The organism is Ruminococcus flavefaciens, from assembly GCF_900116855.1.
GTDB classification, from domain to species: Bacteria; Bacillota; Clostridia; order Oscillospirales; family Ruminococcaceae; genus Ruminococcus; species Ruminococcus flavefaciens_R.
Window position 1 is genome coordinate 141526 of sequence record NZ_UETD01000012.1, and the last position, 23332, is coordinate 164857.

The window sequence follows — 23332 nt, forward strand, 5'->3', positions numbered from 1 at the left end:
ATGATAGATATCAAGCTTATTAGAACCAACCCCGAGCTGGTAAAGGAAAACATCAGGAAGAAGTTTCAGGACGAAAAGCTGGAGCTCGTTGATAAGGTAGTTGCTCTCGATGAGGAGTACAGAAAGACCAAGACAGAGTGCGACAGCCTTCGTAACGTCCGCAAGGTAAGAAGCAAGGAGATCGGCGGATACATGGCTAAGGGCATGAAGGACGAAGCTGAGAAGGCAAAGGCTGAGGTAACTCAGCTTGGCGACAAGCTTACCGAGATGGAAGCTCTTGAGACAAAGCTTGAGGGCGAGATCAAGGAGATCATGATGGTCATTCCTAACATCATTGATGACAGTGTTCCGATAGGTAAGGACGACTCCGAGAACGTTGAGGTGGAGAGGTTCGGTGAGCCTGCTGTACCTGATTTTGAGGTTCCTTATCACGTTGACATTATGGAAAAGGTCAACGGTATCGATATAGACAGCGCAAGAAGCACCAGCGGAAACGGTTTCTATTACCTCAAGGGAGACATCGCACAGCTCCAGAGCTGTATCCTCTCTTACGCAAGAGACTTCATGATAGACAAGGGCTTTACATATTACATTCCGCCCTTTATGATAAGAAGTGCAGTCGTTACAGGCGTTATGAGCTTCGACGATATGGCTAACATGATGTACAAGATCGAGGGCGAGGACCTTTACCTCATCGGTACCTCCGAGCACTCAATGATCGGTAAGTTCATCGACACTATCCTTCCCGAGACTGATCTTCCTCAGACTCTCACAAGCTACTCTCCCTGCTTCCGTAAGGAGGTAGGCTCAAAGGGTATCGAGGAGCGCGGCGTTTACCGTATACATCAGTTTGAGAAGCAGGAAATGGTCGTTGTATGTAAGCCCGAGGAGTCTATGGACTGGTTCCACAAGCTTTACAGCTATACAGTTGAGTTCTTCCGCACACTGGACATTCCCGTCCGCACACTTGAGTGCTGCTCGGGAGACCTTGCAGACCTGAAGGTGAAGTCCATCGACGTAGAGGCATGGTCGCCCCGTCAGAAGAAGTACTTCGAGGTAGGAAGCTGTTCAAACCTCGGCGATGCACAGGCAAGACGCCTTGGTATCAGAGTCAAGACCGAGGACGGAAATAAGTACTTCCCTCATACTCTTAACAATACAGTTGTTGCTCCTCCGAGAATGCTCATCGCATTTGTTGAGAACAACCTCAACGAGGACGGCTCTATCCGTATCCCCAAGGCACTCCAGCCATACATGAGAAAGGACCTCATCAAGGTTCCCGAGAAGAAGTGATAATAATGAGCGGTACAGTTTTCTGTACCGCTTTTTTTGTGGGGCAGGGGAGTTACTGGCGGTCGATGTGCTGGTCTCCCCACTTTGCAGCAGTGCAGAGACACATAGTAACAACGCCTACCACCCCGCCGCACATACTGCCTAAAACGAAACCAAACATGAATTTACTCCTTTACTCTCGGTAGCGCACGCTGGCAGCGGAGGCACTCCGCCCACCAAACATACTACCTAAAACAAAACCAAGCATGAATTACTCCTTTTTTTCAAAAAATTTTCCGCGCACATTTATAGTATGCGCTTTTTTTATCACAATAATCAAAAGCGCTGTTGTCGTTCTATATTTTTAATATAATAAATCGGAATTTATATTTGTAGGGGACGCCGCCCTCGGCGTCCCGCGAAATTTATTACACGCCCAACGGGACGCCGAGGGCGGCGTCCCCTACATTAGCTAACGGCTAAGGGCTAAGGGCTCAAATCATAATTTAGCTTTGCTAAATTATGATTTATGTTAGCATCCATGTCATTTAACAGAAGGAGAGGGGAGAGAGTCTGCATATTTTTCTGAAAAGTGGCAATAGTAATATTATACAAAGGCAGTGGAAAACAAGCCCCTCCCCTACCGCAGAATGCCCGAGAGAGGTACTCCCCTGCCTGAGAATAAGGCTATTTTCCGTGAGAGCTGTTTTGCGGAGCCGTAGACTAAAATATCATATCTTAACAAAATATGATGCCGCAGAGAAGTACGGCAGGTACAAGAAAAAACTTTAAATTTGTTGCAAATGCCACTTTTCATTATAATGTATTTATGTTATAATATTTTTACAGCGTGCAGGAAAAATCTGCACCTACTTGAAAGAAAAGAGGTAATTTCCAATGAATAACATAACCAACGACATTTACTACATCGGAGTCAATGACCACGAGCTCGACCTCTTTGAGGGACAGTATGACGTGCCCAACGGCATGGCTTATAATTCATATATAATTCTTGATGAGAAGATAGCAGTCTGCGATACAGTTGACGGAAACTTCACAGACCAGTGGCTCGGCAATATATCTGAGGTGCTCGGTGACCGCAAGCCCGATTACATCATCGTTCACCACATGGAGCCCGACCACTCCGCTAACCTGAAGAACTTCCTTGACAAGTATCCCGAGACTGTCGTTGTGGGCAACGCCAAGACATTCACAATGATAGACAACTTCTTCGAGGATATGAACATCGCAAACAAGCTGGAGGTCAAGGAGGGGGACAAGCTCAGCCTCGGAAAGCATGAGCTCACATTTGTTTTCGCTCCCATGGTACACTGGCCCGAGGTAATGTTCTCATACGACAGCACAGACAAGGTGCTCTTCTCCGCAGACGCCTTCGGTAAGTTCGGCGCTCTTGACGTTGAGGAGGACTGGGCTTGCGAGGCTCGCCGTTACTATTTCGGCATCGTTGGCAAGTACGGTATGCAGGTACAGGCTGTTCTCAAAAAGGCAGCTGCTCTCGACATAAAGATGATATGCGCTCTCCACGGCCCCATTCTCAAGGAGAACCTTGACTACTATCTGGGACTTTACAACACATGGTCAGGCTACGGAGTTGAGTCCGAGGGCGTGTTCATTGCTTACACTTCCGTATACGGCAACACCAAGAAAGCAGCAGAGCTTCTCAAGGATAAGCTGGAAGCCAAGGGCTGCCCCAAGGTAGCTATCGCAGACCTTGCAAGAGAGGACATGGCTGAGTCAGTTGAGGACGCATTCCGCTACGGCAAGCTGGTCATCGCAACAACTACCTACAACGCAGACATCTTCCCCTTCATGAAGCACTTCATTCTCGACCTCACCGAGAGAAACTACCAGAACAAGACTATCGGTATCATCGAGAACGGAAGCTGGGCTCCCATGGCTGCAAAGGTAGTAAAGGGAATGTTCGAGAAGTCCAAGAACATCACATGGACAGACACAACAGTATCTATCAAGTCTGCTTTTAAGGCTGCAAACATTGAGCAGATAGACGCTCTCGCAGAGGAGCTCATGAAATAAAAATACAAGGAGGGACTAAGCGTGAAAGTTACACTCAATCCCGACAAAGAAGTAGTGGCAAGAATAAAGGAAGGTCTGAAAATGAAGGACGGCTATTGCCCCTGCCGTCTGGCAAAGACTCCCGAGAACAAGTGTATGTGCAAGGAGTTCCGCGACCAGATAGCAGACCCCACATTTGAGGGCTTCTGCCACTGTATGCTCTATTATAAATCTCTGGAGGATTAAGGAGAAATATAATGGATGGCAAAACAGTGGAAGAGGAAGTTCAGCTGGCAGCTCAGCATTTCTCATGGTGACCGTAAGCAGAGTCGTAAAGGACTCACCTATGGCACAGCAGCTCATGAGCTTCGTTGAGAATTGCTCATGGTATGAGGTCAAGGAGCATATCGCGGAAATGCTCAGGAAGTGGGAGTTCACCGACTGGGAGTGTATGTTTGCCGCAGTTGAGAACGGCGAGATAGTTGGAATGGCTTCAATCATGAAGACGGACTACTATCCGCTTCCGGAAATATTTCCGTGGATCTCCTGCATCTTCGTAACGGAGAGCTCAAGGGGACGCCGCATAAGCGGCGAGCTTATAAACTCAGCCAATGCTTTCGCAAAGGAGCTGGGCTTCACAAAGACCTATATACCCACGGAGTATACGGGACTTTATGAGAAATACGGATACACCTATATCCGTGATATAGTGAACTACGGCGGCGATACCGACCGCCTGTATGCAAAGGAAATTTGATAACAGATCAGAAGGAGGTCTATTATGAATGAAATAATCATCACAAAGGAAAACTTCGACGAGGAAGTGCGCAACTATAAGGGTATGCCCATTCTTCTCGACTTCTGGGCAACATGGTGCGGTCCCTGCATGATGCTCTCACCCATAGTTGAGGAGATAGCCGACGAGCTTGACGGCAGGATAAAGGTCGGCAAGGTAAATGTTGACGAGCAGCCCGAGCTCGCAGCAGCTTTCAGAGTTGAAAGCATCCCCCTTCTGGTAGTTGTCAAGGACGGCGCTATCGTAAAGCAGGCTGTGGGACTTCGTCCCAAGGAGGACATTTACGATATGCTCGGAGTTTATCCCGACGTGAAGTAAGCCTGAGGGCTCACCGAGAGATCGGTGAGCCCTTAAATTTTTTTCAGACTTTGCACGGAAATGCTCCTCAGCATTGTATATATTAGTGAAGCGACGCTTCTGACGGAAAGGAGGAATACCATGAATGATAATTCAGCGCTGTATGCATTCAATAAATTCGGCGATACGATCCTGCGTGCAGCCTTTGCCATGACGGGCAGTTATCCCGAGGCAGAGGACATAACACAGGAGGTCTTTCTGACACTCCATGCAAAGCCACAGGATTTTGAGTCTGACGAACATATGAAAGCATGGCTGCTGCGTACAGCCATAAACCGCTGCAGGAACCTGAGAAAAAGTGCCCGTATGAGACGGGACACTCCTCTTGACGAGGCTCTGGCAAATACGCTGAGCTGTGAGTTTACTCCGAGAGACAACGAGATAAGAGAAAGGATAGCAAAGCTCCCCGAGAGGTATTCATCTGTGATATTCCTCTATTACTATGAGGAGTACAACATCAGAGAGATAGCCTCGATACTGGGAAAGAGCGAAAACACCGTCAGCTCACTGCTGCAGCGCGGCAGGAAAAAGCTGAAAACAGAACTGGAAAAGGAGGGCTATATCTATGAGACCTAACGAATACGATGACCTGCTGAAAAAGATACGCTGCAGCGATGATTTCCGCAGTCGTATGCAGGAAAAGCTGAGCGCCGAGCCTTCCGTGGAACCCGAGTTTGAGGAGATCATCTCCGACAGGGTCGAGGTCATAACACCCAAGCGCAGATGGGGCAGGATAGCGGCAGCAGCTGCGGCGTTCGTGATAATTGGAGGAGCCGCAGGCGGAACAGCCTACCATTTTTCAAAGGTAAACAGCGACAATGTCATTACCGACAAGGACGGAAATAAGTTCGTTGACGACGGCTCAATATATGCTGCACTCAGAAAGAACAAGGACAGCTACTTTATGAAGAGTCTGTATGTCAATGGCGGAGAAGTAGTAACAATGTCCTTAGGGGATGAATTTTATGATTATATGGACAACAATGAGAGCTCAGAGGTCTCCGAAGACGAATTTAATGACAGCAAGGAAAGCGTGGTATTTTATTTTACTCCCATGGCCGTTGACGATGGACAGAACAGCTTTTTACTGTCGGATGAAGATCCGGAGTCATACGATTTCAGGTTTGAGATATACGATAACGGCTGCTATAAATGGAATGAAAAAACAGAGGACAGTGAGCGAGTGAGCTATCACCGCTTTGAAAACGGAGAAGATGCATATAATTACTTTTTGTCTATACAGTTATCGGGAGCTATTACCTACGTTTTAACGAAAACAGAAAATAACTCTCTCATTGATGATCTTATGGGATCAAGAGATATGTACAGCGCATATCTTACAGCCGAAGATGAGAATAATACCCTGATCTTTCAATCGCTGGAGCTGGATACGAGCAGTTTCTTCAGATATCTTGACGAATATACAGAAAACGATGAAGACAGATTCAAGGAGCTTATGCCGGGCGAATATCAGCCGGGCGGATGCAGTCTTACCATAGAATTTTATGATGAAGAAAAGGAAAAAACGAACTATTCCTACACAGGGGCAAATCCGACCTATAATTATAAATTCAAGCTTTATGATAACAGCTGCTTTATCCTCACATCGAACATAGGCGGAAAGGAAAGAGCTGCATATTATCGCTTTGAAACCCCCGCGTTCATTGATATACTTTCCCTTTATGCAGAAGATGATATTGTTGAGCGTTTGAACAAGATGGGCAGAGATGCTTCAAAGACGGAGATACTCAGCGCATTCAATGAAGATTATAATGGTGAAAGTGCAAAATTCCGCAAGGACAGCGGACAGTTCACAGGGGACACCAATGTCACCGTCAGCGACTTTGATGGACTGAAAGATGAGCTTGCATCCCTTGAGTGGGTGACCTGTGATGTCAGCGATGAGAATATCTATAAGGACTTCTATATTGCAGGCGCTATTATCGGCAGAAACGGATATATCTATTCTCAGAGCGGCGGTACACACTATTTTGCATATAAGCTGAAAAATGACAGTGATATTGAGACTTTCAGGGAGATACTTGACTCTCATTTCACAGAGAACAGCGAAGAAACTTCAATATACAGCAAGCTTATAGCTGATAAAGAGAGCTATACTGTTGACCTCAGCGATGACATCAAAAAGAAAGATATTGATAAGGATAGATTGTTTGAATATCTTGATAATTATGATATGTCGTCAGAAATAGGACCGGGCGAGTTCGTTCCGAGTGATAAGATAATAACTGTATTTTTCAGAAAGATCGGTGAAGCAGATAAGAAATATTCTTACGTCGGAGCAAATGAAAAATATGCTTATAAATTAGTGATATACGATTCAGGTGCATTTACATGGACTGAAAACGACAACGGCAAATATAAACTTACAATGCACAGTTTTGCTGATGACGGCAAGGTATATCAGGATATTCTGGATATGTTTGCAGAATAACGGCACGCGCATCTTGCTATTTTCGTACTTATATGTTATAAGCGGGGAGCCCCCGCAGGCTGTTTCGCGGCGAAGTATCATAAAACAGCAGTTTTTCTCCGCGTATCTTGATATTTTCGTACTTATATGTTATAATATATGAAAGTCTCCGCAGTCGGTATGGCTGCGGAGAAATTTTTTCGGAGGTATAACTATGAAGCTCATATCATGGAACGTAAACGGCTTTCGTGCTTGTCTGCAAAAGGGCTTTGAGGACTTTTTCAAGGCTGCGGACGCTGATATATTCTGCTTACAGGAAACAAAAATGCAGCCCGATCAGGCGGACTTCAAGCCCGAGGGCTATCACATATATTTTCACAGCGCTGTAAAGAAGGGCTACTCGGGAACGGCTGTTTTCAGCAAGATAGAGCCGATCTCCGTGACCTACGGCATAAACGGCGAGCACCTTGACGAGGGCAGGGTCATCACCTGCGAGTACGAGGACTTTTACTTCGTGTGCTGCTATGTGCCTAATGCACAGGACGGTCTCAAGCGCATAGACTACCGCATGGAGTTCGAGGACGCTATGAGAGGCTATCTGTCGGAGCTTGACAAGAAAAAGCCTGTGGTGTACTGCGGCGACCTCAACGTTGCACATAACGAGATAGACCTGAAAAATCCCAAGACCAACCGCGGAAACGCAGGCTTCTCCGACGAGGAGCGCGGCAAGTTCACGGAGCTTTTAAATGCAGGTTTTACGGACAGCTTCCGTAAGCTCTATCCCGATACCGTTACATATTCATGGTGGTCATACCGCTTCAAAGCCCGTGAGAAGAACGCAGGCTGGCGTATAGACTATTTTGTGGTGTCGGACAGATTTATGGAGCGCGTAAAGGATTCCGAGATACTCACGGATATAATGGGCAGCGACCACTGTCCCATAATGCTTACCATAGAATAAACGAAAAAGCCATAAAGAGGCAGGAGCTTCTCTATGGCTTTGCTTTTTTATCGGCTGAATGCTTCCGAGAAAATATTGTATTTCTTGTCATTTCCCGATGAATAGATGGCGAAGCAGACGTTATCAAAGAATTGTCCGTACTTCTCATCAATGAGGACCTTTCTGAAATAGCCTGCCACATCTTCGGAGGAGTTGCCGAAGGCTCCGCAGCCCCACGCACCGAGAACAATGTTCCTGTGACCGTGTTTTGCGGCAATTGCCAGCATTATCCGTATGCGTTTTGTCATTGCCTCGGCAATTTTCTTGTTTGAAGCAAAGACAGCAGCTCCGCGCCTGTTAGGAGCTGGCACGGTTATTACGGACGCCATGAAAGGCTTCTCCAGCAGCTCGCATCCACAGTTTCGGAAAACGCATACATTTGGCGAATACAGCATATAGTCCGACTCAGTGGAGCTGAGGTGAGTGTTGTTATAGCGGTACATCTCTCCCGCAGCTTCGGAAGTTATGGAGGCATAAAGGGTGCTGCACCTGCACAGTGCCTCCTCCTGTGTATTGGCTCCCATACGGAAGCCGCCGCCTGCCTTGTGGGCATTGGCAAAGTTCATGACAAAGGCGTTTTCAAAGCGGCTTGCAGCAGTGAAGGAGTCCTCCTTAGTGACGGTGATGGTGCACATATCGCCCTCGGGTATCACCAAGGACTCCACAAGAGCAGCGCCCTTTTCGGGAGACCATACCTCAACGGCAGAGGTGTCCTCGCAGGGCAGCTCTATTTTTTTGCCGTCCAGCTCATAGAAGCCGTCAGCGGTTATTTTTATGGTCTCATTGGCAATGGCGATGTTGTTCATAAAAACACCTCAGTTCTTTACGTCGATGATGACATATTCCGAGAATGTGCCTGTCTTAAAGGGAATAGCCCAGCCCGAAATACCCGATGTTACGATAAATTCGGTATTGCCGCGCTTTTCCGTGCCGTAGACTCTGTCGTTGGCGCCGATGAGCAGTCCTATCTGTCCCGCAGGCCAGATATGTCCGCCGTGGGTATGTCCCGAGAATACCAAGTCTGCGCCCGACTCCGCCTCATTTGCGTAGTCGTTAGGCTGGTGGTCGAGGATAAAGTTGAAGTTCTGTGCGTCCATATCCTTAGCAAGGGCGGACATCTCAGCACGGGCTTCGTTGCTCTTGTCCTGACGGCCTATGAGGGTGAGCCCCTCGGCTATTTCCACGGACTCATCCTCAAGGATAGTGACGTTGTTCTTTTTCAGCTCCTCGCGGAGGTCATCGGCAGTGAAGTCGCGGTAGCCTTCAAAAAAGCCCTTGTCGTGGTTGCCGAAGATAAAGTAGACACCGTATTTTGTATCCAGTTTTCCGAGAGCCTCGCAGGAGCGGATCATGTCCTCCCTGCATGAGTCGTCGTCAACATAGTCTCCTGCGATTACCAGCATATCGGGCTTTTCAGCCTGTATGCGCTCCATTTCCCTTGCAAAGTCATCACCATTGAGAGTGATACCGAGGTGAGGGTCGGCGATAGCGGCAATGCGGAGACTTCCGCCTGCAAGAGGTTTGTCCGTGTGGAGCTCATAGGCTGTACGCCTTACGTCGTGGGCGTTGTGCCAGCCGATAGCAAGGTATACCGCCGTAAAGAGAATGGCGGCAGCTCCCTCGATATTGCGGCGGCGCTGCTTTTTGGCAGCCTTTCTGACTATGGCGGCTATGATATCGGCAATGAGCCAGAATATTATCAGATGGAGCACCACAACTATGACCGTGTAGAAGTTGATGAATCCGAAGCAGGCAAGTCCGCCGAGTGGTATCAGGCAGGCGAGCCATGAGAGGAGCTTGTGCTTCTCTCCGAATTTTTCCATGAAGCTGAACCTGTGGAAGCGTGTGAACAGGTAAACAGTTCCGCCCACAGCCATTATCAGCAGAAGTACAAAGAGTATCAGCCAGAACATATAACTCCTCCTATTATATCGTAAAGAGCCTCTCTGTCAGCCTTATAGGGGCAGCTTGCCAGCTTTTTGGTGTTGCGGAGAAGATTTTCCGCAGCTTTTTCAAGAAGCTCCCTGTCAGCCTGCACAGGGCTTATTTTCGCGATAAACCGAGCAAGACTTTCCGTACTTTCAAAGCCGGCAAGGGAGAGTATATGGCTGCGGTCTGCGACATCGGCAAGCCGCAGATAGCCGCTCTGGAAAAGTCCCACAGCAGCGCCGTGAGGGATACCGCCCTCGTAGGTCAGCGTGTAGCTGAGACCGTGCGGCACCGATGTACCTGTGTGAGCGATAGCCATTCCGCCGAATGTAGAGGCGCAAAGCAGGTCGGCAGCAGCCTTTTCCGTGAGCTTTTCCTCTCCGCTGAGGTATCCGCGGCAGCTGCTCCACAGCTTCAGTCCTGTATCAACGAACATACGGCTGAATGGTGTGGCGGCGGAGTTTATATAGCTCTCTATCATGTGACCGAGAGCGTCAACGGCAGTATTTGCGATGACCCTCATGGGAGCGCCAAGGAGGTATTTGCCGTCGCACAGAGCGATATCGGGGAATACCTTGTGCGCCATTGACATCTTTGTGCGGAGGTCGTGGCGTGTGATGACCGATATCCCCGTTACCTCAGAGCCTGTTCCGCAGGTGGTGGGAACGGCAGCAATGGGTATATTTTCGGGGGAAGCGCTGCTGTCAAAAAGCAGCTCCCACGTCGAGTCGGCATTCTTTATCATGACAGCGATGGCTTTGGCAGCGTCAAGGGGTGAGCCGCCGCCCACTCCCACAACGAAGTCCGCATCGCATGAAATGCCGATATCACGGGCTTTCATTATGGTCTCTACCGAGGGGTTTTCCTCCACCTCGTCAAAGACCGTATATCCGATGCCCTCAGCCTCAAGAGCAGCCTTTACGTCGTCGAGAGAGCCGTTTTTCTTTGACGAGCTCCTGCCCGTTACGATGAGAGCGCAGCTTCCGAGAGCGGCAAGGTCGGCGCTGTGTACCGGCACGCAGTTATTTTCCGAAAAAACCTTTACAGGCATATAATAATTCATAGTATCACCCTGACATGAAAAATAAAAACATATCCGTGCAGGAAAGCAGTCAATATTGCTCCCCACATTTTAATATTAGCATAATTTCCCCCCTCGGTCAATACATGGGTAAAAAAAACGCTTCTTTGTTGCATATAATCTTCAATGCCCTTTATTCGGTTGAAATGGGCAGTTCCCTGTGTTATAATATGGGTAACTTTCAAAGGCAGCAAGGGGGAAACCGGTCTTATGAAGAATGACAATGATTTCAGGGTAGCTGCTGACGAGATCGCTGATAAGATGGGGGCAGGGTGGAACTACGGAAACACTCTTGAGGCGAACAGGGGAGGAACTCCAGACGAGACTGTATGGGGCAATCCGAGGGCTTCTCAGGCAATGGTGGACGCTGTTGCTGATGCAGGCTTCGGTACTATCAGGATACCCGTTTCCTTTCTCAGCAAGATCGACGACAGCTGCGGTTATAAAATAGAACAGGAATGGCTTGACAGGATAGCCGAGGTAGTGGATTACTGCTATAACAGGGAGCTTTTCGTCATTATCAATATCCATGGCGACGGCTACCATACCATCAAGGGGGGATGGCTTCTCTGTGACGGCAGCGACCAGACCTATATAAAGGAAAAATACGCCGCTGTGTGGCGGCAGATAGCTCTGCGGTTTGCGGACTACGACGAGCACCTCATCTTCGAGAGCATGAACGAGGTCTTTGACGGCATATATCATACTCCCGTTGCGGAGTATTACGAGAATATCAACGACTATAACCGCATTTTCATCGACACTGTCAGGAGCACGGGTGGCAATAATACTCACCGCTGGCTCATGGCTGCGGGCTGGAATACGGATATAAACTATACCTGTGACGGATACGGCTTCCGATTCCCTGAGGATAAGCTCTGCACCTGCGGCGAGGGAAGGCTTATACTCTCCGTTCACTGCTATGACCCGTGGGACTACTGCGGCGAGGAGGAAAAGACCATCTTCCTCTGGGGTGAAAAGGGACAGGAGATAATCGAGCTGGAGCTTGCCGACAGAAGATATATGGCTGACTGGGGCGACGAGGAGCATATCAGGGCACAGTTCGCCAAGCTTAAAAAGGACTACATCGACAAGGGTATACCCGTAGTTATAGGGGAGTTCGGCTGTATCGACCGGGCGGTGTGCGCACCCCATATCCCTGACAGGATAACTGAGAACCGCGCCTATTATGATGGATTTGTGGCAGGTACAGCCGCACTGAACGGTATAGTTCCCGTGTACTGGGACAACGGATTCAACGGCAAATTCGGACTGGCACTGTTTGACCGTCGGGCGGTAAAGGCTACACAGCCCGAGATAATAGAAGCCATAATCAACGGCGTCAGGAATAAGGACCCCATGTCAGGCAGACGCCCTGACGAAAGAAAGTGCATATAAATCAGAATTTTGCGCATACGCGAAAAATTGGAAATGTAGGGGACGGCGTCCTCGACGTCCCACGAAATTTGTATTGTAGGGGCAGATATCATCCGCTCAATCAAGGGACGCCCTCACTTGCAGGGCGTCCCTCTTTCAAAAACAGTCCACCGGACTGTTTTTGAAATTCACCCTTGCGGAGCGCTTTGTTTTATTTCGCCGCCTTAAAAGCTGAAAGCGGCGACCAGAGGCGCCGCCTCTGGACTCTGCCAAAGGAACACAGTCCCTTTGGAATCCCTTACATAGGCTCGGCGTACTTATTGCGCTGTAAGCGATGTACAAATATCATTTTTGATATTATTAAGCGAGTTTACGAGCGACAACGTGGCAAGCGGTCGAGCTGGCTCAGCTCGAAATTATGATTTACTTTATAAAACACAATGCCCCGAAGCACTATGATGTGCCTCGGGGCATTATTTCTTTATTTATATCATTTACTCGCTAAAAGTGATCATGAGTACATTTCAGTAAAGAGACTCTTGTCTATGTTTACCTCGGGCATGGGCTCTGCGTCATCATTGAAGTGAACGTCATAGTAGAAGTTGTAGATAACATAAACATCATCATTTGCAATGGTCTGCTGATACATGGGGATACCTGTTTCCTTATCCACATAGCAGGTGATATCCTTTTGATAATCTTTGCCTTCTACAGATGTAGATGAATGGTAATCAATTACATAGCAGTCTCTGCCTTCAAAGGTAGTATCGCCTGTGATATCCCATTTACTGAAATCATAGAGGTAATAAATGACGAGTTCGTGACCGTTGGGGCAGTTCATTGGTCTTGTTTCTTTTTCTATTGTGGCCCCCTGGTCTACGACCCTGATGCTGTTTTCAAGACTGAGCTTGGGATCGTCCTTTCTCGGGACAAAGTTATCAAACTTACTATATCCGCCATTGTTGGCATTACTGCTCCAGTAATAGTTCTTTTCTTCGTCACAGTAAGATTCTTCTGATTTCTTAGAATCAATATCAACGCTCTTTACAAAATCAAGGAGCGACTGGATGTCCTGAGCGCCATTATAATCTATGTCATCGCCGTTAATATTATATGATGTCAGTGCATTATTATCGGCGTAGTACTTGTTCGGCATGATGAGAGATCCTATATCAGCGTCATTACTTAAATAAGCATCTGCCTTTTTTGCGCTTATTTTGTCGTAGTAATCCATGGAATTGAGCATCTTATCCACGATCTCCAGCTTCTGGGCATCAAGCTCGGGACCTGTTGTCCCGATATCGTCTATGACCCATTTATTGCCGTCGTTTACGATCTTCATTTTCATATCACACCTGTTGGGCACACTGGTAAATTCATAGTGTACGCAGGCAGTGAAGCTGTTATCTGTGATGTCGGATATTTCGATGGGCTCGTCCTTGAGGTGATAGAAGCTGTATGTGGAAGGTATTTTATAAATGTCATCATATTTTTCACTGCTGCAATAAAGCTTGCCGCCTATCATCGTGTAGGTGCCGAAATGAGGGGGGGCTTCATTAACGGAATATATGCGGTTAGCCTCATAGTCTGTAAGGTCATCGCCTATAAGATCGGGGAACTGCTTGTCGATGCAGCTCTGTGACATAAAGGAAAGCGCCTTATCCATTACCTCATCGGTATTGTTGTACTTCATTCCTGTGGCATAATACTCATAGTTCCAGATCCCGCGATCATGTCCTTCCCATGATGTAGCATTTTCGTCTTCCAGTGCAAACCAGAAGAAAGAGTAGTTCGGATTGTCATTCCTTTTAAGGTATTCATCCTGTTCTTCGACGGACATACCGTTGCGTTCTTCTTCGGTCAGACCACGCTCAAGTATCTCATCGTTATTATAGGGCTGTATAAAGTCCTCGTATGCGTTCAGCAGTGACTCTGCGGTGCTGCGGTATTCCTCTGCGCGGCTGTCATCAACAGCTCCTGTGCTCTCCTGTGACATTTCCTCGGAAACATTTGTGGGGAGCTCGTCTTCGCCGTTGCCGTCATGGAACTGCTGTACTACGTTGTAGCCTCCGAAGGAGCCTGCACCCAGTACAAGTGCGGCAGCTGCCGCTATGGAAGCGCTCCTCCACTTGGGACGCTTATAGCGCTCAACGCCTGTTACTTCGATTTTTCTGTCGAATTTCTCGTCTGTATTCATATCGGTATCGTTATTGTATTTTCTCTCGCTCATAGCGTAGATCCTCTCCTTTTCTTCATCAGTGAGTACGGGGAAGTCCTGAGCAAGGGAATCTATGGTCATATTATCGGTATTCTCAAAAAGATCGTCTTTCATATGAGATCCTCCTTACCTATCCCTGCTTCACATAGCAGGGCTTTTAGTTTTTGTCTGGCGCGGCTGCTTCGTTTCTGAACTGCCGCAGCTGTCATGGAAATACTTTTTGCTATCTCTTTTGCTGTACGATTGTAAAAATACTGCTGTATTATAATAGTGGTATCGGGTTCGCCCAGCTCCTTTATCTTGCCGAGGAGAAGGCGTGAGCGTTCAGCTTTTTCTGCATTTTCCTCTATCCTCTCATCCGAGCGTAACTCCTCAGTTGTATCATCGTCTATATAAACGCTCCTGTTATTCTTATTGCTCAGCCTGCGGAAGGCGTCGATAGCGGTGTTTCTTGATACGGCAGCGATAAAACCTTTCAGGTCGCCTGAAAAATCGGTATTCGCGTCAAGCTGTTTGTAAAGCTTGAAGAACACATCGCTGACGCAGTCCTCGATATCCTCGCGGCTGCCGCAGTTTCTCAGTATATTGATAACAATGGCGTAAACATAGTTGCAGTATTTTTCAAAGACCACTCTGTGGCATTTCTGCACAGACTCAGCCATAAGCATACGCAGTTCCATGTCCGTCATCAGGAACTCCTCCTTTTTTGAATGCATTCAATAATATAATCGAACCGAATAAAAAAAACAGACACATAATTCTATCATTTTTTGGGTAAAAATGCAAGTTCTTTGAAAAACAGAAAAAAATTATTGAAAAACAATAATTTTCTATTGACAAATGATATTTTATGTGATATACTATAGTCACAGTAAGAAATACGGCACAGGTCCGTAGGAAAGGAAACGTCTGTATGAGGACGATGAGTAAGGCTGCGGCGCTTCTGGGAACGCTGTTTATCCTGACCGGCTGCGGAAAGGGAATAAACTGCGACCTGCCGCCTGAGCCCATAAAATTCAACACAAAGACTTATGTTTCTCCAACTGACAAGGACGATACCTATCTGGAAATAGAGTACGATGGAAGAAAATTCCTCCCCTATGGCACCGTGGAAAGGTCCCTTAAAGGCGAAGATGTGGGGAAGTGTCTCGGATATGTGGTACAGGACGGCACGGAGGACAAAAACACAAGGATCTGCCTGCTCACTGCCACAGAGGATTATCTTGCAGAGATATTCATTGACGCCGGAATGCAGCAGCCTGTGTTTTTCAGAGCAGAGGACACCATAGGAAAGACGGCGGACACTCCGTCATATATAAAAAGCCTTGATTACGATATATGGCGCTGACCAAATAATATAAAGGAGCTTATTTTTATGTGGAACAAGGACAAATCACTTTTTCTATCCCGTATACTGACCGTTGTGGCAGCAGGTGTGGCGATATTCGTTGCATTCTTCATTCCTACCCTGTCAGAGTGGTATCAGTATATGATGACCGTCGAGGCAGCAGGAATACTTGACAGGAGCTCGATGTTCATTCCCATGTGCGTAACGCTGTATGTCTGCGACGCACTGGCACTGGCGGCACTGTGGAACCTGCATCTGCTTCTCGGAAACATCAGCAAGGATCAGGTGTTCATACCTAAGAATACCTCATGTCTCAGACGTATTTCGTGGATATGTATAGCAGTAGGCGTTGTGCTCATGATATTCGGGCTCTGGAGCTCCATATTCGCCTTTATAGGAATGGTAGCAATAATGTTCGGGCTTATCATGAGGGTGCTGAAGAATGTCTTTGAAAAGGCAGTAGAGATAAAGTCGGAAAACGACTTTACTATATAACAGGAGGTGCTTTCCATGCCGATAGTAGTAAATCTTGATGTAATGATGGCAAAGCGGAAGATATCCTCTCAGGAGCTTGCCGAAAGGGTGGGCATAACCACTGCAAACCTGTCGATACTGAAAACGGGAAAGGCAAAGGCGGTAAGATTTTCCACTCTCGAAAAGATATGCGATGAGCTTGACTGCCAGCCGGGGGATATACTGGAGTTCAAGCGGGAATAGGGGGGAGGATATGAAGATACTAAAAAGGATAGTGCTGGTACTGGGAGCATTCGGGATAATATGCGCGGGGTTTTTGATAGCAGGATTATTCCGGTATACGAGTGGAGTTCCGAGGATAACTCCAAAGAATGACCTCACTTTCAGTGCAGGCACTGTGATAAATTTACATGATATAGCTGATATAGAAAAATATGATACCGCAGGGATATGTGACGCTTACTGGGATGACGGTTCCGTGGACGGACTGGTCATAATCAATGAGGGAAGTTCAATAAGAACAGGGAGCCGCAAAGGTGAGCTGAACCTGATAGTCGATGCCCGCGGATACAGCGAAGCAAGATCGGAAACAATAAAAGTAAAGATGGTCTGAAATAGGGGAGTACAGGAAATCCCCGTCACATCGGCATACAGTCAATATACTGTATTCAGATATGTATAATATGCTTTTAGAGGAGGCGGTACTATGAAAAAAGCAGCTAAGATCAGCAAAAGAGATCTGAAGCTTACATACAGCATCGACATTGCCCTCTGCGTCATGAACTTTCTTGTTTGCTCTGTGCTCTGCGCAGGAGGAAGCGAATGGCTCAATGCAGCAGGAGTAATTGCTCTTATAACTGCCCTGATACCAATTGTATCCAAACGGCTCTACTACAAGGATGAATACACAGCAAGAGCAGCCGACACGGTCATGACAGTTTACAGAGTGCTGCTTTCGGCACTGCTGCTCTATGGCATAGACTTTTTCCTCATAGCTTAAAAGGAGAGATAAGAATGAAAAAGGGAACAACACGCGGCATACACACATTTCTTAAAGTACTTGCAGGTACTATGGCAGCAGGCTCGGTCCTGTTTTCGGGAGCAGTTGCCCTGCGGCAGTACAGACTCAACTACCGCATAACTCTCAGCGATGAGAACCTTGCCCACATAGAGCAGGTATTTGATATCAGCTCGGCTGACGAGTTCAGATACTTCAGCTACAGCGGCAGAGACAGTGAAAAGGGCGAGACAGTGGAGCTTGAGACCGACGATTACGAAAGGTTTATCTCCGAGAACGTCAACACTTCTCTGGAACTCCGCCCCACAAACGACGGCAGATTGCACTACGATTACAGCGACGGCAGGGGTGAGATAGAAGTGATCAGCCTTGCAAGCGGAAGTTATTGCATAAAGCTTCATGAGACAGTATAAAGGAGGATACCATAATGGATAATAATAATAATATTTACGGACAGTATCCCGGAACACCATATCCCATGCCCTATGCACCGCCTCAGCCTGTGGCAAAGCCAAAGGAAAAGCCCGAATACTCAAAGGCGGAGCTGGTGCTTTCGGCATTTGTGTTTATCGCAGCATTCTTTTTCGTCAGATTTGTCATTTTTCACGCCACAGGCTTCATCACCACGGGACTTTTCATAGCTGTCATTACCGCGGCAATAATATACATGAAGAAAAGGGAATGCTCGTTCTCGGGCTACAACAAGCTTCTGACCGTGGTATTTTACTTATTTACCGCAGTATTCTCCATAACCGCCAACAACTTCATAAAAACTCTTGACGTGGTCTTTCTTTTCTGCGGTATAGCCTATCTGGTGTACTCAGTGGGAGCAGACAACAAGGGCGTGGAGCGCTACCTGCCCTTTGCACTTACAAAGGCTGTATTCGGTCACCCGTTCACAGGCTTCACCAAGCAGACCGACATCGCTCAGGACTCACTCTCGGACTCAAAGACAGCCACAAACATCAAGTATATCGTTATAGGACTCCTTATCACTATTCCCCTTACATTGGTAGTTGCAGGACTTCTCATGTCCGCAGATGACGGTGTTGAGAAAATGCTCACGGGTATTGTCAACAGGATCTTCAGCGAGGAGATATGGAACGTCTTTATACAGCTGGCACTGGCTCTGCCTTTTTCGCTGTATCTTTTCGGTATGTTTTATACCAATACCCACCGCAAGGACATAAAGGAGCTTGACCCAAATGTCTGCAAATTCAAGATATACAATATGCGCTTTGTAAGCAACCTTGTGGTATATACCGCAGTAACTCCTATATGTATACTCTATGTACTGTTCTTCATCTCGCAGGCTAACTACTTCCTCTCAGCCTTTTCGGGCAGCCTTCCCGAGGGCTTTACCTATGCGGACTACGCAAGACGGGGCTTTTTTGAGCTCTTTACAGTAGCCCTTATCAATCTTGGCGTTCTCTGCTTCATGAGCCTGCACTCAAAAAAGGCAGGCAGAGAAAAGCCCTTTGCGCTGAAGTTTTACAGCATTGTCATCAGCGTATTCACCATTATCCTCATTGCAACAGCCATGAGCAAGATGGTAATGTATATCAATGCCTACGGACTCACAGTTCTGAGAGTTTACACAAGCTGGTTCATGGTGCTTCTGGCACTGGTATTCGTCATGGTGATAATAAAGCAGTTCCGCTATGATATGAAGTTTGCGAAGCATCTGTGCGTTATCTTCACCCTCATGTTCGGACTCCTCTGCTTCTCACGACCCGAAGCAATTATAGCAAAGTACAACATAGAGATGTACCGCTCGGGACAGCTTGAGGAGCTTGATACCGATGCCATTCTGCATATGTCCGATGACGGTCTCCTTGTGGCGCTTGAGGAGGACGAGGTGACAGCCGACGAGGTAAACGAAGTGAAATACAGACTCTATCAGCGCGACAGCTATGGAAAATACAATATCTCCGCAATGATAGTTGACAGCATGACCGAATAAGATACAGCTTTGAAAAAAGACCCGTAAGCAGGACAAACCTGTTCACGGGTCTTAATTTTTGTTCTGAGGCAAAATAAAAATCTCCCCATGAAAGATCACAGCGGAGATAAGGATTTCCGATCCATAGGCATGAGTTTCTATGTCCTCGGAGCTTGGTATGATGTTATCTTAGAATAAAAACGCAGTTTTCAGCGAGAATTTTCCAATCACGGAGACTCCTTTTGTACGGTGGGATAATATCCGACCTGTGTGGATAAAGGAGTCTCCGCAGGGGACAAAAGCCCATTTAAGCGGAGATATCCATGACGAAACCATGGATAGTTGCCTGTTTACAGACGGAACAGGACTAAATCTTATCATAACTTATTATGAGCAGAAAATCAACACTTTAGCGTGAAATGTTATTTTTTTGCGTGAAATGTACATTTTTATTCACAGTTTATTAACAATATAAGCAGAAATAAATGCCTTGCGGCACTTATCTCAATATGCGATCATAATGTCTGCTGTGAAGATACTCTTTTCCCATTTAAAGGAGAGGATACCGTCCAGCTGTTTAACGGCTTCGCGGACGCTGCTTACGCCGATGCCGTGGCCGTAGCCCTCTTTCTTTGTGGTAAGATTGTCCGCATCGACCTCGTCCGAGGGGTTCATAACGCAGATCCTCAGCTTCTTGTTATTCTGTATTATGGAAATATAGACGTATTTGTCCTCAGTCTGAGAGCGCTGAGTGCCTTCAATGGCGTTATCGAGGAGGTTGGCGATTATCCTGCACAGGAGGAGCTCATCGGTGTCCATCTGGTCGGTGACCATGACCTTGCAGGAGAATGGTATGCCCTCTTTAAGGGACTTTGCCCATTTCATATTTACGATAGCATCAACTGCGGAAATGCCCGTATAGCAGACTCCGCTGGCGTCGTTGACCTTTGAGTAGAGCCTGTCAAGGTGGACAACGGCTTCGGGACCCGAGCCCTGCCTGAACATTCTCTTTGCCGCCGCCAGCTGGTTACTGATATCGTGCTTGAGCTGGCGTATCTCTGTATACTTGTTTTCGATGAGCCTGTAATTCTCCTCCTCTGACTGGAGCCTCTGCTCCATCAGCTGGAGCTTTAAGGTGTTGGAATAGGTATCAAAAAAGTCGAAAACGAATATATTCAGCAGGAAAATACCTGCCACAGACAGCAGATAAACAACTGTCCTTCTGGGCGATACCGTGCTGGAAACGAATATGCCGTTGAGGACTATGAGGCTCAGCAGGGGGACGAAGATAATGAGCAGCCAGTTCTTGAACGGCATCTCCCTCTGCTTGGGGCGGAGATATTCCGCGATATATATGCTTATCCAGAAGCAGAACAGCTTTGAGCAAGCCATTCCGATGTATCTTCCCATGCCTGAATTAAGCTGAGATTCGGGAGTTCCCAGATTCATCAGCGTCAGTGCTCCCATAGGGATTATCTCCGAGGCGAGTATGACGACTATGAACATAAGGCAGTAGAAGATGATACTTCGTATCTTACTTTCAAACATTATCACGGATATTATCATCATTGACGCGAATACCAGTACCAGTTTCAGCCACGGATTGGCATCGGCAAGAGTGACCGACACTAAAACGCCGAACATTCCCACGGCGGGGATGACAAGGAACTTAGGCGTATACCTGTACTGCTCCTTCATTATCTGATACAGATAAAATATAACTATACACGCCTCAAAGACGCAATTGACCGTTTCGATTATGTTTTCGGAAGTAAACATTTCAGCTCCACCTGCTCCTGCTGTAGTCCATAAAGCACTGCTTGATATTTTTGATATGATTTCTGCTTGCAAAAAGAGTGTCACCGTTGGTGAGGATGACCTGGTTTTTGCGGATATAGTCGATATTAGCGATGTTGGCGAGGGTGCTTTTGTCAAGACGGGCAAAAAGCAGGTCAGACAGCTGGGCTTCGAGCTCCGACAGGGTACCCTTTGTAAAGTAGTCCCCGTTTTTTGTATGTATCAGGAGCTTATGGGAAAAGACCTCGATATAAAGTATATCATCGGTAGGTATCTTTTCATCCTTTCCGCCGTCGGAGGCTATGATATACCGCGTATTGCGGTAATACTCCCTTACGGCGTCGTCGAGCTGTTTCATATAGATAGAGTGAGGCTGATTTTTCAGGATATACCTGAAGGCTCTTACCGCATAGCCCTGACAGGCGAATTTCTCATAGCTTGTCAGGAATATGATAATAACCTTTTCGTCTATTTTTCGGATAAATTCAGCGGTCTCGAGTCCGTTCAGTCCGGGCATTTCGATATCGAGGATTATAATAGCGTACTTATCCTCGCAGAAATCCGCAAGCAGTTCTCTGCCTGTTTTGAATTCGTCGAAAGAGAATTCGTTGTCATAAGACTGAAGGGAAGAAAGGTCCTCTTCTATTTTTGTTAAAAATCTTTCCTCATCATCGCATATGGCGATCTTCAATATGATATCCCCCTTGAAAGAACAGCGGCGATGTGTAAAAATTCTGACTAATCAACGCAGAACTGACAACTCCGCGAAAAACATATAACGGATTAATTATACTATAAAAAATATATTTTGTCAATCGTTTAGAGCCTGATTTTAGGTTGAAAATGAATAATTCGTGAACAAAACAGTGCATTTCACGCACAAAAATTACACTTGGCGCATTTCACTTGAAATTTATAACGTTTTTGCGCTATAATCTTATTTAGTTATGTTATAAAATTATTCTGCTTTCATAGCAGGGGGACTAACTTAATTCTCGCGGTATGGGGATACCGCAAAACAATTTTACAAGGATGTACAGGAGAAATAACAATGAAATGCAGCATAATAGTATCATATTGCCGCTCTGTTGAGAGGGCGGTAAGGTTGTACCACTCACTGGAAAACCAGGACTTTCCACATGATGAGTATGAGATCATTTTCGTAAACTATAGCGAGATCGACGGACTTTCCGAGTATATCGCCGACCATCCCTCAAGAGTAAGGGTGCGCTGTTTTACTGTTTCAGGCGCAAGGGTAAGTCAGGCTAAAAATCAGGGCATCAGACGCGCTTCGGGAGAGCTTCTCATCTTCCTCAACGGCGACGAGATAGCCACAAGGAGCTTCGTTTCGGGGCACTATGACGCTTACAAGAAGCACGGCAAGCCTGTTATGCAGTTCGGTCTTACCAAGCAGGTATTCGAGGATAATGACGAGGTTTTCTTTGAGAACCGCGAAATACTCAGAAACGGCATCCGTTACTGGCTCACTGAGCCCGAGACATACGGTCTCGACAAGCACAAGAGCTATTACTACATCAAGGATATCCGCCTGAAAATGCTTGAGCCCTATCGCTACGACTTCGATAAGGTAAAGTATAAGATGATATTCACTCAGACCTCAAACCTCTCTATACCCATGGAGTGCATCAGGCGCTTCGGCGGCATTGACGAGAGCTTCCGCGGACAGGAGATAGAGGACTGGGAATTCGGATACCGTATGATGAAAAACGGCGTAGATATCGTTTACAATCCGCAGGTAGCTGTTCTACATCTCTATGAAAAGGAGAAGTATGACAGCAAGCGCTACAGCGAGTGGAAGAGCAATCTTGACATAATGCTCCGTAAATATAACGACAGCTTTCTTGACGAGCTGGAGGAGTTCAAGAGCTTCTTCGACCCGGTACGCAGGGAGCGTATCCGCAAGGCAGAGCCCGGCAAAAACATCTGGATCGAGGTATATAAGCACCTTGAGCGCTCGGCAAGAAAGCCTTCATTTGCTTGATATCCGCTTATGCTGCGCCTTGTCCCTTCCCTGTAACAAGGGGCAGCACTATATTGATAAAAGGCTTGGGGAAATATCCTTGGGCTTTGATATTCCTTCCGAAAGCTTCGCATTTTTGCGGAGCTTTTCTGTTTTTCAGACAGGAAGATTATATAAATCATAATTTAGCGCATACGCGAAAAATTGGAAATGTAGGGGACGGCGCAGCTAACAGCTGCACGTACCCTCTGTCAGCTTGGCTGACATCTCCCTACAC

The 23332-nt window shown here is 46.9% G+C and carries 25 protein-coding genes; 17 read left to right on the top strand and 8 right to left on the bottom strand.

Features of this window, described 5'->3' with window-relative positions:
• Positions 1 to 1293 carry a serine--tRNA ligase gene (serS, locus tag DSZ37_RS13635; protein ID WP_109727442.1) on the top strand — a complete coding sequence of 431 codons (1293 nt, stop codon included), beginning with the start codon at positions 1 to 3 and terminating at the stop codon, positions 1291 to 1293.
• A gap of 52 nt (positions 1294 to 1345) precedes the next feature.
• On the opposite strand, the gene DSZ37_RS13640 is transcribed toward serS, so the two are convergent.
• Positions 1346 to 1453 (bottom strand): DUF3789 domain-containing protein, encoded by a 108-nt coding sequence (locus tag DSZ37_RS13640; RefSeq protein WP_109727443.1) that lies wholly within the window; start codon positions 1451 to 1453, stop codon positions 1346 to 1348.
• A 716-nt stretch (positions 1454 to 2169) separates the two neighbouring features.
• Between DSZ37_RS13640 and DSZ37_RS13645 the strand changes: the two genes are divergently transcribed.
• The 7 genes from DSZ37_RS13645 to DSZ37_RS13675 all read left to right on the top strand — a co-directional run bounded on the left by DSZ37_RS13645 (position 2170) and on the right by DSZ37_RS13675 (position 7851).
• Positions 2170 to 3327 (top strand): FprA family A-type flavoprotein, encoded by a 1158-nt coding sequence (locus DSZ37_RS13645; RefSeq protein WP_109727444.1) that lies wholly within the window; start codon positions 2170 to 2172, stop codon positions 3325 to 3327.
• Positions 3328 to 3348: 21 nt separating this feature from the next.
• The gene (locus DSZ37_RS13650; RefSeq protein ID WP_028521522.1) at positions 3349 to 3552 is read left to right on the top strand and encodes a ferredoxin-thioredoxin reductase catalytic domain-containing protein; all 204 of its coding nucleotides are present in this window, start codon (positions 3349 to 3351) and stop codon (positions 3550 to 3552) included.
• Positions 3553 to 3616: 64 nt separating this feature from the next.
• Positions 3617 to 4063: a GNAT family N-acetyltransferase gene (locus DSZ37_RS13655; RefSeq protein WP_109727445.1), complete on the top strand. Its 447-nt coding sequence runs from the start codon at positions 3617 to 3619 to the stop codon at positions 4061 to 4063.
• A 24-nt stretch (positions 4064 to 4087) separates the two neighbouring features.
• Positions 4088 to 4420: a thioredoxin gene (gene trxA, locus DSZ37_RS13660; protein ID WP_028521520.1), complete on the top strand. Its 333-nt coding sequence runs from the start codon at positions 4088 to 4090 to the stop codon at positions 4418 to 4420.
• 120 nt (positions 4421 to 4540) lie between these two features.
• Positions 4541 to 5035 (top strand): RNA polymerase sigma factor, encoded by a 495-nt coding sequence (locus tag DSZ37_RS13665; protein ID WP_109727446.1) that lies wholly within the window; start codon positions 4541 to 4543, stop codon positions 5033 to 5035.
• Positions 5025 to 6911: a hypothetical protein gene (locus tag DSZ37_RS13670; RefSeq protein WP_109727447.1), complete on the top strand. Its 1887-nt coding sequence runs from the start codon at positions 5025 to 5027 to the stop codon at positions 6909 to 6911. Before DSZ37_RS13665 ends, DSZ37_RS13670 begins: the two co-directional genes overlap by 11 nt.
• A 193-nt stretch (positions 6912 to 7104) precedes the next feature.
• A complete protein-coding gene (locus DSZ37_RS13675; protein ID WP_109727448.1) occupies positions 7105 to 7851 on the top strand; it encodes an exodeoxyribonuclease III in 747 nt (248 codons plus the stop codon).
• A 47-nt stretch (positions 7852 to 7898) separates the two neighbouring features.
• Here the strand turns inward: DSZ37_RS13675 and DSZ37_RS13680 are convergent, their stop codons facing one another.
• Genes DSZ37_RS13680 through DSZ37_RS13690 form a run of 3 tightly spaced genes read right to left on the bottom strand, consistent with a single transcriptional unit; the run spans position 7899 to position 10882 of the window.
• Positions 7899 to 8696: a TIGR02452 family protein gene (locus DSZ37_RS13680; RefSeq protein ID WP_109727449.1), complete on the bottom strand. Its 798-nt coding sequence runs from the start codon at positions 8694 to 8696 to the stop codon at positions 7899 to 7901.
• A 9-nt stretch (positions 8697 to 8705) separates the two neighbouring features.
• A complete protein-coding gene (locus DSZ37_RS13685; protein WP_109727450.1) occupies positions 8706 to 9803 on the bottom strand; it encodes a metallophosphoesterase in 1098 nt (365 codons plus the stop codon).
• On the bottom strand, positions 9791 to 10882 hold the full coding sequence (locus DSZ37_RS13690; protein WP_109727451.1) for an iron-containing alcohol dehydrogenase family protein: 1092 nt from the start codon (positions 10880 to 10882) through the stop codon (positions 9791 to 9793). The genes DSZ37_RS13685 and DSZ37_RS13690 overlap by 13 nt, the downstream gene beginning before the upstream one ends.
• Positions 10883 to 11110: 228 nt before the next feature.
• Between DSZ37_RS13690 and DSZ37_RS13695 the strand changes: the two genes are divergently transcribed.
• On the top strand, positions 11111 to 12298 hold the full coding sequence (locus DSZ37_RS13695; RefSeq protein ID WP_242978637.1) for a glycoside hydrolase family 5 protein: 1188 nt from the start codon (positions 11111 to 11113) through the stop codon (positions 12296 to 12298).
• A 490-nt stretch (positions 12299 to 12788) separates the two neighbouring features.
• Here DSZ37_RS13695 and DSZ37_RS13700 read toward each other — a convergent pair whose 3' ends face one another.
• Together DSZ37_RS13700 and DSZ37_RS13705 are read right to left on the bottom strand one after the other, a co-directional pair.
• Positions 12789 to 14609 carry a hypothetical protein gene (locus DSZ37_RS13700; RefSeq protein ID WP_109727452.1) on the bottom strand — a complete coding sequence of 607 codons (1821 nt, stop codon included), beginning with the start codon at positions 14607 to 14609 and terminating at the stop codon, positions 12789 to 12791.
• Entirely contained in the window at positions 14606 to 15184 is a 579-nt protein-coding gene (locus DSZ37_RS13705; protein ID WP_109727453.1) for a sigma-70 family RNA polymerase sigma factor, read from the bottom strand. Before DSZ37_RS13705 ends, DSZ37_RS13700 begins: the two co-directional genes overlap by 4 nt.
• 224 nt (positions 15185 to 15408) lie before the next feature.
• Between DSZ37_RS13705 and DSZ37_RS13710 the strand changes: the two genes are divergently transcribed.
• The 7 genes from DSZ37_RS13710 to DSZ37_RS13740 all read left to right on the top strand — a co-directional run bounded on the left by DSZ37_RS13710 (position 15409) and on the right by DSZ37_RS13740 (position 19298).
• The gene (locus DSZ37_RS13710; RefSeq protein ID WP_109727454.1) at positions 15409 to 15843 is read left to right on the top strand and encodes a hypothetical protein; all 435 of its coding nucleotides are present in this window, start codon (positions 15409 to 15411) and stop codon (positions 15841 to 15843) included.
• Positions 15844 to 15870: 27 nt separating this feature from the next.
• Positions 15871 to 16338: a DUF2975 domain-containing protein gene (locus DSZ37_RS13715; protein WP_109727455.1), complete on the top strand. Its 468-nt coding sequence runs from the start codon at positions 15871 to 15873 to the stop codon at positions 16336 to 16338.
• A gap of 15 nt (positions 16339 to 16353) precedes the next feature.
• Positions 16354 to 16560 carry a helix-turn-helix domain-containing protein gene (locus DSZ37_RS13720; RefSeq protein ID WP_109727456.1) on the top strand — a complete coding sequence of 69 codons (207 nt, stop codon included), beginning with the start codon at positions 16354 to 16356 and terminating at the stop codon, positions 16558 to 16560.
• A 10-nt stretch (positions 16561 to 16570) separates the two neighbouring features.
• Positions 16571 to 16930: a hypothetical protein gene (locus DSZ37_RS13725; protein WP_109727457.1), complete on the top strand. Its 360-nt coding sequence runs from the start codon at positions 16571 to 16573 to the stop codon at positions 16928 to 16930.
• A 93-nt stretch (positions 16931 to 17023) separates the two neighbouring features.
• A complete protein-coding gene (locus tag DSZ37_RS13730; protein ID WP_109727458.1) occupies positions 17024 to 17317 on the top strand; it encodes a hypothetical protein in 294 nt (97 codons plus the stop codon).
• 14 nt (positions 17318 to 17331) lie between these two features.
• Complete coding sequence (locus tag DSZ37_RS13735) at positions 17332 to 17748, top strand: hypothetical protein (RefSeq protein ID WP_109727459.1); 417 nt, start codon at positions 17332 to 17334, stop codon at positions 17746 to 17748.
• A 14-nt stretch (positions 17749 to 17762) separates the two neighbouring features.
• Positions 17763 to 19298, top strand: a complete 1536-nt coding sequence (locus tag DSZ37_RS13740) for a DUF4153 domain-containing protein (RefSeq protein ID WP_109727460.1) — start codon at positions 17763 to 17765, stop codon at positions 19296 to 19298.
• Positions 19299 to 19781: 483 nt separating this feature from the next.
• Here the strand turns inward: DSZ37_RS13740 and DSZ37_RS13745 are convergent, their stop codons facing one another.
• Complete coding sequence (locus DSZ37_RS13745; protein ID WP_109727461.1) at positions 19782 to 21056, bottom strand: sensor histidine kinase; 1275 nt, start codon at positions 21054 to 21056, stop codon at positions 19782 to 19784.
• Between the two features lies 1 nt (position 21057).
• The gene (locus DSZ37_RS13750) at positions 21058 to 21765 is read right to left on the bottom strand and encodes a LytR/AlgR family response regulator transcription factor (protein WP_109727462.1); all 708 of its coding nucleotides are present in this window, start codon (positions 21763 to 21765) and stop codon (positions 21058 to 21060) included.
• 360 nt (positions 21766 to 22125) lie between these two features.
• Between DSZ37_RS13750 and DSZ37_RS13755 the strand changes: the two genes are divergently transcribed.
• Entirely contained in the window at positions 22126 to 23076 is a 951-nt protein-coding gene (locus DSZ37_RS13755; RefSeq protein WP_109727463.1) for a glycosyltransferase family 2 protein, read from the top strand.
• Positions 23077 to 23332: the final 256 nt, after the last annotated feature.

Bases quoted from the DNA above. Each gene is read 5' to 3' on its own strand.
- serS (WP_109727442.1), top strand. From the start codon at position 1: ATGATAGATATCAAGCTTATTAGAACCAACCCCGAGCTGGTAAAGGAA.
- DSZ37_RS13640 (WP_109727443.1), bottom strand. From the start codon at position 1,453: ATGTTTGGTTTCGTTTTAGGCAGTATGTGCGGCGGGGTGGTAGGCGTT.
- DSZ37_RS13645 (WP_109727444.1), top strand. From the start codon at position 2,170: ATGAATAACATAACCAACGACATTTACTACATCGGAGTCAATGACCAC.
- DSZ37_RS13655 (WP_109727445.1), top strand. From the start codon at position 3,617: ATGGTGACCGTAAGCAGAGTCGTAAAGGACTCACCTATGGCACAGCAG.
- trxA (WP_028521520.1), top strand. From the start codon at position 4,088: ATGAATGAAATAATCATCACAAAGGAAAACTTCGACGAGGAAGTGCGC.
- DSZ37_RS13665 (WP_109727446.1), top strand. From the start codon at position 4,541: ATGAATGATAATTCAGCGCTGTATGCATTCAATAAATTCGGCGATACG.
- DSZ37_RS13670 (WP_109727447.1), top strand. From the start codon at position 5,025: ATGAGACCTAACGAATACGATGACCTGCTGAAAAAGATACGCTGCAGC.
- DSZ37_RS13675 (WP_109727448.1), top strand. From the start codon at position 7,105: ATGAAGCTCATATCATGGAACGTAAACGGCTTTCGTGCTTGTCTGCAA.
- DSZ37_RS13680 (WP_109727449.1), bottom strand. From the start codon at position 8,696: ATGAACAACATCGCCATTGCCAATGAGACCATAAAAATAACCGCTGAC.
- DSZ37_RS13685 (WP_109727450.1), bottom strand. From the start codon at position 9,803: ATGTTCTGGCTGATACTCTTTGTACTTCTGCTGATAATGGCTGTGGGC.
- DSZ37_RS13690 (WP_109727451.1), bottom strand. From the start codon at position 10,882: ATGAATTATTATATGCCTGTAAAGGTTTTTTCGGAAAATAACTGCGTG.
- DSZ37_RS13695 (WP_242978637.1), top strand. From the start codon at position 11,111: ATGAAGAATGACAATGATTTCAGGGTAGCTGCTGACGAGATCGCTGAT.
- DSZ37_RS13700 (WP_109727452.1), bottom strand. From the start codon at position 14,609: ATGAAAGACGATCTTTTTGAGAATACCGATAATATGACCATAGATTCC.
- DSZ37_RS13705 (WP_109727453.1), bottom strand. From the start codon at position 15,184: ATGACGGACATGGAACTGCGTATGCTTATGGCTGAGTCTGTGCAGAAA.
- DSZ37_RS13710 (WP_109727454.1), top strand. From the start codon at position 15,409: ATGAGGACGATGAGTAAGGCTGCGGCGCTTCTGGGAACGCTGTTTATC.
- DSZ37_RS13715 (WP_109727455.1), top strand. From the start codon at position 15,871: ATGTGGAACAAGGACAAATCACTTTTTCTATCCCGTATACTGACCGTT.
- DSZ37_RS13720 (WP_109727456.1), top strand. From the start codon at position 16,354: ATGCCGATAGTAGTAAATCTTGATGTAATGATGGCAAAGCGGAAGATA.
- DSZ37_RS13725 (WP_109727457.1), top strand. From the start codon at position 16,571: ATGAAGATACTAAAAAGGATAGTGCTGGTACTGGGAGCATTCGGGATA.
- DSZ37_RS13730 (WP_109727458.1), top strand. From the start codon at position 17,024: ATGAAAAAAGCAGCTAAGATCAGCAAAAGAGATCTGAAGCTTACATAC.
- DSZ37_RS13735 (WP_109727459.1), top strand. From the start codon at position 17,332: ATGAAAAAGGGAACAACACGCGGCATACACACATTTCTTAAAGTACTT.
- DSZ37_RS13740 (WP_109727460.1), top strand. From the start codon at position 17,763: ATGGATAATAATAATAATATTTACGGACAGTATCCCGGAACACCATAT.
- DSZ37_RS13745 (WP_109727461.1), bottom strand. From the start codon at position 21,056: ATGTTTACTTCCGAAAACATAATCGAAACGGTCAATTGCGTCTTTGAG.
- DSZ37_RS13755 (WP_109727463.1), top strand. From the start codon at position 22,126: ATGAAATGCAGCATAATAGTATCATATTGCCGCTCTGTTGAGAGGGCG.